Annotated in this window: 11 protein-coding genes; 7 read left to right on the plus strand and 4 right to left on the minus strand. The window is 71.3% G+C overall.

The window, feature by feature from the left end; genetic code table 11:
- The first annotated feature begins 56 nt into the window (after positions 1–56).
- A complete protein-coding gene (locus ACOZ4I_RS01490) occupies positions 57–2,258 on the plus strand; it encodes a response regulator (protein ID WP_424002314.1) in 2,202 nt (733 codons plus the stop codon).
- A gap of 20 nt (positions 2,259–2,278) precedes the next feature.
- Here the strand turns inward: ACOZ4I_RS01490 and ACOZ4I_RS01495 are convergent, their stop codons facing one another.
- The 3 genes from ACOZ4I_RS01495 to ACOZ4I_RS01505 all read right to left on the minus strand — a co-directional run bounded on the left by ACOZ4I_RS01495 (position 2,279) and on the right by ACOZ4I_RS01505 (position 4,617).
- Positions 2,279–3,283, minus strand: a complete 1,005-nt coding sequence (locus ACOZ4I_RS01495; RefSeq protein WP_424002316.1) for an ABC transporter permease — start codon at positions 3,281–3,283, stop codon at positions 2,279–2,281.
- Positions 3,280–4,218 (minus strand): ATP-binding cassette domain-containing protein, encoded by a 939-nt coding sequence (locus ACOZ4I_RS01500; protein ID WP_424002318.1) that lies wholly within the window; start codon positions 4,216–4,218, stop codon positions 3,280–3,282. Before ACOZ4I_RS01500 ends, ACOZ4I_RS01495 begins: the two co-directional genes overlap by 4 nt.
- Positions 4,219–4,341: 123 nt before the next feature.
- A complete protein-coding gene (locus ACOZ4I_RS01505) occupies positions 4,342–4,617 on the minus strand; it encodes a hypothetical protein (protein ID WP_424002320.1) in 276 nt (91 codons plus the stop codon).
- Positions 4,618–4,783: 166 nt separating this feature from the next.
- Between ACOZ4I_RS01505 and ACOZ4I_RS01510 the strand changes: the two genes are divergently transcribed.
- From ACOZ4I_RS01510 to ACOZ4I_RS01530, 5 genes are read left to right on the plus strand one after another with little or no spacing between them, the layout of a single operon-like run.
- On the plus strand, positions 4,784–7,546 hold the full coding sequence (locus ACOZ4I_RS01510) for a transglutaminase TgpA family protein (RefSeq protein WP_424002322.1): 2,763 nt from the start codon (positions 4,784–4,786) through the stop codon (positions 7,544–7,546).
- Positions 7,546–8,142 (plus strand): DUF7269 family protein, encoded by a 597-nt coding sequence (locus ACOZ4I_RS01515; RefSeq protein ID WP_424002324.1) that lies wholly within the window; start codon positions 7,546–7,548, stop codon positions 8,140–8,142. Before ACOZ4I_RS01510 ends, ACOZ4I_RS01515 begins: the two co-directional genes overlap by 1 nt.
- Positions 8,139–9,530: a DUF58 domain-containing protein gene (locus ACOZ4I_RS01520; protein WP_424002326.1), complete on the plus strand. Its 1,392-nt coding sequence runs from the start codon at positions 8,139–8,141 to the stop codon at positions 9,528–9,530. Before ACOZ4I_RS01515 ends, ACOZ4I_RS01520 begins: the two co-directional genes overlap by 4 nt.
- A gap of 2 nt (positions 9,531–9,532) precedes the next feature.
- Positions 9,533–11,146 carry a DUF7519 family protein gene (locus tag ACOZ4I_RS01525; RefSeq protein WP_424002328.1) on the plus strand — a complete coding sequence of 538 codons (1,614 nt, stop codon included), beginning with the start codon at positions 9,533–9,535 and terminating at the stop codon, positions 11,144–11,146.
- A 56-nt stretch (positions 11,147–11,202) separates the two neighbouring features.
- Complete coding sequence (locus ACOZ4I_RS01530; protein ID WP_424002330.1) at positions 11,203–11,613, plus strand: SHOCT domain-containing protein; 411 nt, start codon at positions 11,203–11,205, stop codon at positions 11,611–11,613.
- Positions 11,614–11,615: 2 nt separating this feature from the next.
- On the opposite strand, the gene ACOZ4I_RS01535 is transcribed toward ACOZ4I_RS01530, so the two are convergent.
- Positions 11,616–11,948 (minus strand): DMT family transporter, encoded by a 333-nt coding sequence (locus ACOZ4I_RS01535; RefSeq protein ID WP_424002332.1) that lies wholly within the window; start codon positions 11,946–11,948, stop codon positions 11,616–11,618.
- A gap of 187 nt (positions 11,949–12,135) precedes the next feature.
- On the opposite strand from ACOZ4I_RS01535, the gene ACOZ4I_RS01540 reads away from it, so the two are divergent.
- Positions 12,136–12,927 carry a TrmB family transcriptional regulator gene (locus ACOZ4I_RS01540; RefSeq protein WP_424002334.1) on the plus strand — a complete coding sequence of 264 codons (792 nt, stop codon included), beginning with the start codon at positions 12,136–12,138 and terminating at the stop codon, positions 12,925–12,927.
- Positions 12,928–12,946: the final 19 nt, after the last annotated feature.

A 12,946-nucleotide genomic window follows, 5' to 3' on the forward strand; every position in this document is an offset into this window, starting at 1 on the left:
TGTGCGCTCTCGGCCCTATCTATTTGTGTACCTATCCCTATAGTGCCTGAAAGACAATGTACTTTGCCGGTGAGTCGGTCCGCGTTCTCCACGTCGACGACAACTCGGACCTCGTGGAGGTGACTGCGACAGTCCTCGAACACGAGGACGACCGGCTGTGCGTCGAGACCGCGACGACCATCGGCGCGGCGCTGGAGCGACTCTCCGAGGAGCGCTTCGACTGCGTCGTCTCGGACTACGACATGCCGGGCCAGAACGGGATCGAGTTCCTCGAGGCCGTTCGTGAGGCCCACGGCGACCTCCCGTTCATCCTCTACACCGGGAAAGGCTCCGAGGAAATCGCGAGCGACGCGATCTCCGCGGGCGTGACCGATTACCTCCAGAAGGGGGCGGGCACCGACCAGTACAAACTGCTCGCGAACCGCATTCGCAACGCTGTCGACGCACGCCGCTCCCAGCGAGAACTCGACGAGCGAACCCGCCGACTGGAGTCGCTCATCAGTAGCCTTCCAGGGATGGTCTATCGCTGTCTCATCACACCGGACTGGCCGATGGAAACCGTCGAGGGCGAGGTCGAAGCTCTCACCGGTTACACGGCCGCCGACTTCGAGACGGGGACGGTGGTCTGGGGCGACGACGTACTCCATCCCGAGGACCGCGACCGGATCTGGGAGACGGTTCAGGACGCGCTCGCGAACGAGGGGGAGTTCGAGGTGACCTATCGGATCATCACCGAAGACGGCACCACGAAGTGGATGTGGGAACACGGACACCGGGTCACAGGGGGGAACGCCGACGACCCGGACGCGCTAGAGGGATTCATCACCGATATCACCGATCTCAGGGAGCGAGAGCGGAAACTGCGGCGGTACGAACGAATGGTGAACACGATGCCGGAGGCGGCCTGCATCTACGACGTGGAGGGGCGATTCGAACTCGTCAATCAGTATCTGGCCTCGTTCTACGGAACGACGAGAGGCGAACTGGAGGGGGAACCGAGTAACCTCATCCCGAAGATTCGCAAGGAGTACGAGGGAGATCCGTACCAGGACCTGCTCGACGGTGAACGCGAGGAACTCCGCGGGGAGGTGAGCGGTGAGTTCCCCGAGCACGGGTACGAGGTGCTGGAGTACCGGCTCACGCCCCTGATCATCGATGGGACGGTCGAGGGCGTGGTCGGCGTCACCCGCGAAGTGACCGAACAGCGGGAACACGAGGAGAAACTCGCCAGGCAGCGGTCGATTCTCAAAGCACAGCAAGAGGCGGTGATCGACGGGATACTCGTCGTCGACGAGGACGATACCATCGTCTCGTACAACGAGCGATTCGTCGACATGTGGGACATCCCGCGGGAGATCGTCGAACGTGGCGACGAAGAAGTCGCTCTCGAGTGGGCGATGGAGCACGTCGCCGAGCCGGAGGCGTTCCGCGCGAAGGTCGAGGCCCTGTACGAAAACCCCGAACTGACCGCCAGAGACGAGATCGAACTCGCCGACGGTCGCGTGTTCGACCGCTATACGGCACCCGTCGTCGGCGAGGACAGGGCGTGGTACGGCCGGCTGTGGACCTTTCGAGATATCACGGAGCTGAAAGCGCGTGAACGGGAGTTGGCGCAACAGAACGAGCGCCTGGAGGAGTTTGTCGGCGTCGTCTCTCACGACCTCCAAAACCCGCTGCAAGTGGCTCGGAGTCGACTGATGCTCGCCCACGAGGAGTGTGACAGTGAGCATCTGGATCCGATCGACAACGCGCTCCGTCGGATACACAACATCGCCGACGACGTCCTCAGACTGGCGCGCGAGGGGGTCGATCTCGGGGCGACGGAACCCGTCGATCTCCGGGAGACGGCCGACGACGCCTGGCGACTCGCTGCGGACGGCACCGAAGACGCCGAGCTACGGTATGCGTCCGACGCGGACCGGCAGTGGACGGTCGAGGCCGACGGCGACCGGCTGTCGGGCCTGTTCGAGAACCTCTTCGGGAACGCGATCGACCACGGCGGTCCGGGGGTAACCGTCTCGGTCGGACTCCTCGACGACGAAATGGGGTTCTACGTGACCGACGACGGCCCGGGCATCCCCGCCGACGAGCGCGAGCAGGTGTTCGAGCCGGGGTACTCGACCGCCGAGGACGGGACCGGCTTCGGGCTGCGAATCGCCAGACAGATCGCCGAGGCCCACGGCTGGGAGATCCACGTCACCGACGGAGAAGACGGGGGCGCTCGGTTCGAAATCACCGGTGTCGACGGTCCCGAGTGACGTGTCCGTAGCGACGGGCGTTACAGGTCCTTGCCCTCGAAGGCGAAGTAGCCCGCGACCAGCGGGACGACGAGCCACAGCAGGAGGTAGCCGACGACGGCGACGGTACCGTACTGCGGTGGCAGCGCGGCCTCAGCGCACTGGGGGCCCGTCTGGGTCATTTCGATCGTGCCGCCGAGCATCTCTTCGCAGGCGGCCTGGGGGTTCGACGTGAGTCCGATCCGAGAGAGGATCGCCGACTCCTGGAGCAGTCCCTGCACGAGCGTCCGGTAGGCCGTGATGGGGCTCAGCAGCGAGACGAACAGTTCCACGTGCAGCCGCGTCACTTGCGAGATGTTCGCGTGGTCGGCCAGGAGCCGGCCGAGGCCGGGCCCGAGGTTCGACCAGAACACCTGCAGGTAGACGTAGATGCCGAGCGACGCGGCCATCGTCCGCCGGGCCGTCTTCAGCGCCGCCGAGAGGCCGATGGCGAACGCGGTGAACACGACGCCGTAGGCCATCGTCACCAGCGCGAACAGCAGGTACGTCTGCCAGGCGACCTCGATCTGCGAGGGGAGCAACACGAGCAGTGCGGTCAGCAGACCGACCGTCACCGGGATGAGCGTGATGGCGCTCCGGCCGACGAACTTCCCCGCGAGGATCTCGCCGCGAGTGTAGGGGAGCGACAGCAGTATCTTCAGCGATCCGCGCTCGCTCTCGCGGGCGATGGCGGCGTAGCCGATGACGATGGCGACGGCCGGCAAGAGCGGCGCGGTGATGGGGAGCGCGAACTGGACGTAGGCGTCCGAGGTCAGCGACGCGCCGGCGTCGGCGAACTGCTGGCCGATGTTGAAGTACAGCCCCAGCATCGCCGGCAGGGCGAACAGGACGATGAAGATGAACGACAGCAGCCAGATCCACGGGGAGCGAACGGTGTCGCGGAACTCCTTCTTGCTGACGGGATACCAGTCGGCGAACTCGGAGTTCTTGATGCTCGTATCGATGTCGCCCAGCAGGCGCGTGACGGGGTTCTCGCCGGCGCTCATGCGTCGACCTCCGGCTGGGTCTGCTCCTGGTCGCCGGTGTAGGCGGCGAACACCTCGTCCAGGGACGCCTCCTCGGTCTCGAAGTTGGCGACCTCGTTGCCGCTCTCCTCGACGGCGTTGAGGACGGCCATCTTCGCGTCGCCGTCGCAGGTGACGGTCAGTGTCGTTCCGTCGGCGGTCACGGCGGAGACTTCGTCGAGTCCCTCGACGGCCGCGCTGGCGTCCGCCACGCCGTCGGCGTCGGAAAGCGTCACCCGGAGGACGGTGTCGCCGGCTGCGGCCTCGCGGAGTCCCTCGACGCTGTCTTTCGCGATGAGGCGACCGTCCTGGAGGATGCCGACGGTGTCACAGACGGCCTCGACCTGGCCGAGGATGTGACTGGAGAAGAACACCGTCGCGCCGCGCTCGTTCTCCTCGCGGATGAGTTCGCGCATCAGGCGCGCCCCGTTGGGGTCGAGACCCGTCGTGGGTTCGTCGAGGATGAGCAGGTCGGGCTCGCCGACCAGCGCCATCGCGAGGACCAGTCGCTGTTGCATCCCCTTCGAGTAGCCGCCGGCCTTCCGGTCGATGGCGTCGGCGATGCCGACCCGCTCGGCGAGCGCGCCGGGGTCGTCGTCGGCGTCTTTCGACTCGACGACGAACTGGAGGTGCTGTCGCCCGGTGAGGCGGTCGTACACGTCGTAGCCTTCGGGGAGGACGCCGGTCCGGGCGCGAATCGCCTTGGACTCGTCGTGGATGTCGTGGCCGAGGACGGTCGCCGACCCGTCCGTCGCCCGGACGAAGTCGAGGAGGATGTTGATGGTCGTCGACTTTCCGGCCCCGTTGGGACCGAGAAAGCCGAAGATCTCACCCTCTTCGACGGTGAGATCGACCCCTTGCAGCGCGGTGAGGTCGCCGAACTGCTTGGTGACGCCGTCCAGTTCTATCGCTGCCATACGGCGCGTTTGTGCCGGCCGCGTGTATAGTCTTTCGTGTTCTGCGTGTCAGGGAAAAAACATCACGGCGGCTCTTTCGGGCGGTTCGTCGGCGGTTTCGCCACCGTCCCGTCGTCGAAGCACTCAGACTTCCGCGTCGGGGTCGTGGCGCTCGGCCATCCGCTCGGCCTCGGCGGCGTAGCGCTCGCGCGTCTCCTCGTCGGTCACCGGTTCGAGCCGTTCCGGCTCCACGTCGACGGCCGCGGTGACGCGCTTTCGCATGAGCAGGTTCGGCGAGAGCTGCTTGGTCAGCTGTCGGTCGCCCGTCGGGGTCGCGTAGACGAGCGTCACCATGCGTTCGTCGCCGTAACTGGACCGCTCGACCAGCCAGCACCGGACGGTCTCCTCGGAGTCGCTCATTGCCGCCCGGTTGTTGGGCCGGGGGCTTGTATCCACCGAGCCGCGTCGGACCGACGGCGGTGGCAGATCGTGCGACCGCCGGACGGAACGGTCACGCACCCCGTCGCTGACAGCAGATTTATACCGCCGGGACCGAGATGGCTACACAACTGATTTCCGCCGTTTCATGGTCTCCGACGACTCGCCCTTCGGTGACGTATCGGCCGACCGGGACTACCTCCGGGTCCTGCTCACCGCGGTCTGCGTGGTCGCCCTCCTCCTCGCGGCGGCGACGCTCCCGATTCTCGCTCCGGCCGGCGCACAGAGTCCCGCCGAGTCGCTCGTCCCGCTCCCAGGCGAGAGCCCCTTCGAGGGCGGGAGCTCGCCGGGCGGGAGCGGCGGCGGACTGGGCGCGCTGAACCCAGGCGGCCAGACCTCGGTCGGCGGCGACCTCGGCGGCGACGGCGCGTTCACCTCACAGAGCACGGAGACGCACTTCACGGTCCGGAGCGCCGAGCCGGCCTACTGGCGGACCGCCGCGTACGGGAACTACACCGGGGCGGGCTGGACCGGGCGCGCCCGGCCGAGACCGTACGACGGTCCGATTCCGACCGAGGGCTTGGCCGACGCCACGGTCAGCTACGACGTGCAACTGGCGAAGTCGGCGTCCTCGCTGCCGACCGTCTGGCGGCCGCGAACGGTGTCGCGCGATGACGTGCTGGTCACGCAGGACCGCGCGATCACGACCGAGCGGGCGCTCCCGGCCGGGACCACCTACAGTGCGACCAGCGTCACGCCGCCGGACGACCCCGCCGTCTTGCGCGCGAGCGGTCGCGACTACCCCGAGCACATCGAGGAGCGCTACACCGGCGTCCCCGCCGAGTCGTCGGCCCGCATCGGCCCGTTCACCGACCGGCTCACCGCCGACAGCGAGTCGCCCTACGAGACGGCGACGATCGTCGAGCGGTGGCTGGAGGCGAACAAGAACTACTCGCTGAACGTCAGCCAGCCGCCGGACGACGACGTGGCCTCCGAGTTCGTCTTCGAGATGGACGAGGGGTACTGCGAGTACTTCGCCACGTCGATGGCGGTGATGCTGCGGAGCCAGGACATCCCCGCGCGCTACGTCGTCGGCTACTCCACCGGCGAGCGAACGGGCCGCAGCGAGTACACCGTGCGGGGCATGAACGCCCACGCGTGGGTGGAGGTGTACTTCGAGGGCGTCGGCTGGGTGAAGTTCGATCCGACGCCCGGACAGGAGCGACTGGCGTCGGAGCAGCAGGCGATGCGAAACGCGAGCCAGTCATACAGCGCCTCGGAGTCCGGCAGTCCCGGCGAGAACTTCTCGGTCGGGACGCCGACCCCCACGCCCCCGGGAACCGCCGCACCGACGGACGGCGAGGGAACCGGCGCTACCGGGGCCGACGAAACCGGGACGGAGACTGACGGCGGGTCCGACTCGGGTGATTCCGACGGCGAGTCGAGCGGCGACGACGCGGGCGGCGAGTCCGACGCGTTCTCCGTCGAACTCAACCGGACGGCGACGCCGGGGGCGGCGGTCACGGCCACGGTAACCCGCGACGGCGCGCCCATCGAGGGCGCGGCGGTGTACTTCAACGGCGAGCCGGTGGGGACCACCGGACCCGACGGGACCGTCGTCGGGACCGTCCCCTACGAGGAGCGGCTGACGATCAGCGTCTCCGCGCCCGGCGGGGAGCCGTCGCTGTCGGTCCCGGCGGTGCCGCGGGACGCGGGCCGCGCCTTCGCCGTCGCCGGGCCGCGGGCCCAGCAGTCGGCGAACGAGACCTTCGACCTGGAGACCGAGGCCGCGGTGAGCGTCACTGGCGAGACGGTCACCGGCGGCGAGGTGACCGTCACCGCGTCCGTCGACGACGTGCCGGTTCGCGAGGCCGCCGTCTTCCGCAACGACGAGCGCGTCGCCACGACCGACCGGCGGGGCCGCGCCACCGTCACGCTCCCGTCCGAACCGGGCGAGGTCTTGCTCACCGTCCGTCGCGGCTCGGTCCGCGGCAACGCGACTGTCGAACTCGAACGCCTCGCCGTGTCCACGTCTCCGACGCTCCCGCTCGCGCTCCCGGGGACCGGTCAGACGGTGAACGCGACGATGGGCGGCGAGCCGGTGGCGAACGCGACCATCGAACTGGACGGAACACCCGTCGCGAGCACCGGCGCGACCGGCACGGCGACGGTCGGTCTGCCGCTCGCGTCCGGGGCCGAACTCGCGGTGTCGAAGCACGGCCAGACGGCGACGACGACCGTCGGCGGGCTGTTCGTCAACGCCGCGCTGGTCGGCGTCCCCCTCGCCGCGCTCCTCGTCGGTTCGGTCGCGGGCGCGCGCCGCCGGAACGTCACGCCGGCGACCCTGCTGGCGCTGCTCGGCGCGGCGCGCGAGGCCGCCGTCGGGGCGCTCGTCGCGCTCGCCGGACTGTGCGACGACCTGCTCGTCTCGCTCCGCGACCGACTGGCGCTGACCGCCGCGGCGCTCCGGGACCTGGTCGCCGGCCGCGCGACCCCGAGCGAACTGCTCGCCGCGCTTCGGGCGTGGCTCCGCGACCGCCGCGCCGCCGCCGAGGAGGCAGTCGGCGACGCGTTCGGCGCTGCCTCCGGCGCTGAGGCGGCCTCGTCCGACGGAGACGCTGCCCGGATCACCGTCCGCGAGGCGTGGTCGCGCTTCCTCGGTCACGTCTCGCTCCGCCGGTACTGGACGCGGACGCCCGGCGAGATCGCCGCCCACGCCATCGAGCGCGACAGACTCCCACCGGCCGCCGTGCGGACGGTCCGCGACGCCTTCCGCGCCGTGGAGTACGGCCAGCGCGACGCCGAATCACACGTCGAGGGCATCGAGGAGGCGATCCAGACCATCGAGGCCGCGGCCCGCGAGCGCGAGGCGGGCGACGACGCGACCGACGGCTCGGAGGGTCGGTCCTGATGCGCCTGCGGACCGCCGTCTTCGGAACGGTCGGCCTGCTGGCCACGGCGCTCGCCGCGGCGCTCGTGCTCGCCCCCGCGGCCGTCGGCGAGTCGGTAGTCGCCGCCGCAGGCGCGTTCGACCCCTCGTTCGCGCTGGTCGGCGGCAGCCTGCTCGTCGGCCTCTGTGCGGCGCTCGCGGCGTGGCTCGGCGGCGACGCCGGCGGGTCGGGAACGGCGTTCGACGCGGCGGTCGACCAGCCGCCGGAGGCGGTGACGGCGACGGAGAGCGCGCTCGTCGCCGCCGAGGTCGACGCGGCCATCGACGACGCGGTCGCCGGCGACGACGAGGCCATGGAGGCCGTCGCCCGACGGCTGGCCGAGGCGGCGACGACGGCCCACGCGATCGGGGCCGGCGTCTCCCGTGAGTCGGCCCGGAAGGCGGTGCGCTCGGGGACGTGGACGGAGGACGCCGTCGCGGCCGCGCTGCTCGACCCGTCGCGGCCGCAGTCGCTGCTGGCTCGCCTCCGCCTGTGGCTCGACCCCGAGAGCGAGCGCCGCCGTCGCATCCGTCGGACCGTCGACGCCATCGAGCGGGCGTCGGGAGGGGAGCGATGACGACCCACCGGCGGGTCCGGCGCTGGCGCGGCGGTCTCGCCGCCACACTGTTCCTCGTCAGCGTCGCCCTGCTGACCGCCGAGCCGCTGTTGCTCGCGGCGACGGCCGTCCCCCTCGCGTACGTCGCCTACGGCGCGCTCTCGCGGGTCCCGCCGGGGATCGACGTGCGGGCGACCCGCGCCGTCTCTGACGCCCAGCCGACGCCGGGCGAGCCGGTCGAAATCGAACTGACGGTGACCAACGAGGGCGACCGCTCGCTGACGGACGTGCGCGTCGTCGACGGCGTGCCCGAGGAGCTGGCCGTCGTCGAGGGGTCGCCGCGGCGCTGTACCTCGCTGCGACCCGGCGAGCGCGCGACGCTCTCGTACGCGGTGATGGCCAAGCGCGGGACCTACACGTTCGAGCCGACCGCCGTCCGGATCCGGACGCTGTCGGCCAGCGACGAGGTGACCGCGGACCTCCCGGCGGCCGGCGACGAGACGCTGACGTGTTCGAACACCGTCTCGGAGGTACCGCTGGCGGACGCGACGCTCCCGCGGGCGGGGACGCTCCCGACCGACGCCGGCGGCAGCGGGCTGGAGTTCCACTCGACGCGGACCTACCAGCACGGCGACCCGGTCAACCGCATCGACTGGCGGCGCTACGCCAAGACCGACGAGCTGACGACCGTCGACTACCGCGAGGAGCAGGCCGTCAGGACCGTGCTGGTCGTCGACGCCCGCCCTCCGTCCCGCGTGACGCCCGAACCCGGCTTCCCGACGGGCGCGGAGCTGTCGGCCTACGCCGCCGAGCGCCTGTTCGACGCGCTCTCGCGGACCAGCGTGGTCGCCAGCGTCTGCGCCGTCGGCCTCGCGGACGAGGACGTCCCCGGCGGCGTCGGCCCCGACGGACTGGCGTGGGTCGACGCCTCGGGCGGGCACGCGGCCGCCCACGCGAGACAGGTGTTCGACAGCGTGGGTCGGGCCGTGGCACGCCAGTCGGCCGGCGACGGCGAGACCGAGCCCCACGACGTGGACGCGCCGGCCGACGCGACCGGGGAGTCGGTCCCAGCGGCCGCGACCGCCGACGGCGGGACGGTCGACGACCCCGACCTCCTGGCGGTGCTCGCCCGCCTCCCGCCGACGGCGCAGGTGGTGGTGTTCTCACCGGCCGCCGACGACTGGGCCGTCTCGCTCGTCTCGTCGCTGGCCGTCCGGGACTACCCGACGACGCTGGTCAGCCCGGCGCTGGCCCGCGGCGACTCGCTCGGGGCCGCCGTCGCCGGCGTCGAACGCACCGCCCGGATCCAGCGGGCCGAACTGACCGGCGCGACCGTCATCGACTGGGACATCGACAGTCCCATCGACGTGGCGCTGCGGGCCTCGCTCGCGGACCTCTTCAGCGCGTGACCATGACCGGAAACACACCGATCCGAACGCGGACGCCGCCGACGAGCCTCGCCACCGTCACCGTCCTGACGGCGCTGGTCGTGGCCGGACTGCTGCGGACCGTCGGCGCGACGCGGGCCGCGGCCGTCGGCGCGGCGACCGGCGTCCTGCTGGCGCTGTCGCTGTGGCTAGTCGGCTGGGACCGCTGGCAGGCGGTCGGGACGGTGCTGGCGAGCGCGCTCTCGCTGCCGCTCGCCGTCGGGCTGGCGGTCGCCAGCGGCGGGACGGTCGTCGCCCTCGGCGCGGACCTGTTCCCCGTCTCGACGCAGGCCGCCGTCCGCCCGATGGTCGTCGCGCTCGTCTCGCAGGTGCTCGTCGTGCTGGGCTGTCTGGTGGCGGTGTTCGGCGCGAGCGCGGCCGTCCGCGGCGTCGTCGACACCGAACGCGTGGCCGACTACGCCGGCGTCCTCGTGCGCACGACGCTCCTCCCGTTCCTCGCCGTCGCGGCGCTCGGCCTCCGCGGGGCCATCGGCTACCTGCAGTCGAACGCCGGGACGCCGGGCGTCCAGCAACTGACCGGCGAGGCGCTCCGCGGCGTCCTCGGGCCGGTGTTCGACCCGGTCCCCGGCCGCACGCACCTCGCCGTGTTCTGCCTGTTGCTCGGCGTCTCCGCCGGAGCAGTGGCCCGCGGGGTCGCCGCGCTGCCGCTGGCCGAACTGGTCCCCGAGACGGCCGACGCGCCGGACGTATCGAGGGCCGTCGACGCGGTCGAGCGCTCGCTCCGGTGGATCAGCAGGCTCGCGATCCTGGTGGTCCCGCTCGCCGCGCTCGTCGAACTGACGGCCGGCCAGACGGCGCTCGCGGCGACGCTTCCGGGCGGCCTGTACGACCTGCTCGTCGCGGTGACGGCCGCGCCGGCGCTTCGGGGCCTCCTCTGGTGGCTGCTGCTCGCCGGGGCCGCGTTCTCGGTCGCCGTGTGGTTCCTCCGACGGGCCGTCCAGAGCTCTGCCGACCGTGTCGGGTCGGTCCTCGCGCCGTACGTCGGCGGTGCGGCCGTCGTCCTCGCGGTGCTGGCCGTCGCCGGACCGGTCGTCGACGCCGTCGCGGCGGCGCTACGGTCGACGCCGGCTGCGTCCGCCGTCGACCGGTTCTTCGTGCCCGTCGTCGACGTGTACGGGGCCGAGACCGTCGCGCTGGCGCTCGTCGTGGCGTCGCTGTTCGCGCTCGTCACCGCCGTCGGCCAGCTCTGGCTGGCGCTGGCGACCACCTCGCTCCGCGAGGCGACCGCTGGTGTCTCGCTCGCCGGCGGCGGGCTGTTCGTCGCGAGCGCCTTCGCCGCGACCCTCGACGCCCCCGTCTGGCTCGTGCTCGCCGGCCTCGTCGGCGCGTTCGTCGTCTGGGATGCGGGCTCGTTCGGCGCGACGCTCGGCCGTGAGGTGGGGACCGCGGCGTCGACGCGGCGCACGGAACTCGTCCATACCGGCGGCTCGGTCGCCGTCGGCGGCGTCGGCGCTGTCGCGACGGTCGGGCTGGCCGGTCTCGCCAGCGGCTCGGTCGCCGTGGCCTCGCCGGTCGCGCTCGCGGCCCTCGTCGGCTGTCTCGTCGCCGTCGTGGCGCTGGCAGTGGCGCTCCGGTAGCGACCGAGCGCCGGCTCACCGAATCACCCTTTGCTCAGTCGTGAGAAGCCGACGCTATGCGCACCCGGTCACTCACAGAGCGGGCCAGGGACAACGCGACCGAACTCGCCTCGCTGGTCGTGACCGGCGTCTGGCTCGTCGCCCTCGTCACCGACCAGAGCTGGTGGCTGGCGGCGCTGCTCGTCGGCTACGTGGTGGTCGTCCCGCTCACCGAACTGCTGTTCGGCGACTCCGACGACGAGGATGTCGACGAACCCGCCGACGAGCCACGTCGCGCGCCCGCGCCGTCGCCGGACCGCGCGGACGAGGACGCGCCCCTCGACCGACTGCGCCGCCGCTACGCCGAGGGCGAACTGACCGACGAGCAGTTCGAGCGGAAACTGGAGCGGTTGCTGGAGACGGAGACGCTGGAGGACGTCGAGGACGCGACCCGTCGCGAGCGCGAACGGGAGTTCGAGCGCAACTGAGGTCAGTGTGCGGCCATCGACGACAGGACGTTGAGGCAGTACACGCCGGCGACGATGAGCGCGATGCCGACGACGCCGACCGCGTCGACCGGTTCGTCGAACACGACGGTCCCGATGGCGGCGACGCCGACGATGCCCAGCGCGGCCCACGTCCCGTAGACGACGCCGATGGGGAGGTCCTCCAGGGTCAGCGAGACGAGGTAGAACGCCGCGCCGTAGCCGAGGACGACGCCGAGACTGGGAACAGGCTTCGAGAATCCCTCCGAGAGCTTGAGCGCGGTCGTTCCGAGCAGTTCCGAGACGATCGCGGCTCCGAGCACCACGTACGGATTCATAGTGAGATCGCCGGCGCGCGGGGGGATGAACGTGCTGAAACGTCCCGCCACTGTCGGCGTGTTTCGGCCGCTCGGCGGCTGTGGAGTTGTTTTCGGCCGCCGACGCCGAGGGCGGATCCCGGAAGCGTTTTCCCCCCGTCGCGCTCGGTCCTGTGGACCTTTGTACCGGCCGTTCGACCACCCGACGATGACCGAACTGGGCGAACTCGGCCTCTCGAACTACGAGGAGACGGCCTACCGGACGCTGCTGGTGACCGGTGCGGTGTCCGCGAGCGACCTCTCCGACGCCAGCGGCGTCCCCAGAGGCCGGATCTACGACGTGCTCAACGGCCTCGAAGCCCGCGGTGTCGTCCGGACACAGTCGACCGAGCCGACGCGGTACGCCGCCGTCGACCCCGAGACGGCCGTCGACAGACTGCTCGCCGAGCGGACCAGGGAACTGGCGGCGGAGTTCGACCGCTACCGATCGGTCGCCGCGTCCGTCCGGTCCGACCTCCTGCCCGAGACGCCCGCAGACAGCAGCTTCTGGCTCGGCTCGCTCGGCAGCGACGAGATGCGGGCGGCGATGCGACGCCACGTCGGGACGGCCCGAGAGTGCGTCCGGGCGACCGTCGGTCCCCCGTACGAGCGCGCGTCGTGGGAGACGCTCCAGACCGAGGTCGACGCGTTCCTCGACGGCGTGGACGAGGACGTGCGGGTCGACCTGCTCTGTAGCGAGGCGGTGCTCGACGTGCTCCCAGAGTCCCTCCCCGACCTCCTCGCGGACCGGTCGGCCGACGCGGCGGTCCGGACCGCGCCGACGGTCGGGCTCTCCTTCGACGTGCTCGACGGCGCGGCGGTGACGCTGGACGTCCCGGACCCGCTCTCGCCCGCCGACAGGCTCGGCGTGGTCGGAACCACCGACGCCGAGGTCGCGGCGGCGTTCGAGGCCCGCTTCGAGCGACTGTGGGACGAGGCGGAGCCGCTGCTGGCGCGGTGATCGGGAGCGGAGTGGCCCC

Source organism: Haloarcula salina (genome assembly GCF_049603855.1).
GTDB classification, from domain to species: Archaea; Halobacteriota; Halobacteria; order Halobacteriales; family Haloarculaceae; genus Haloarcula; species Haloarcula salina_A.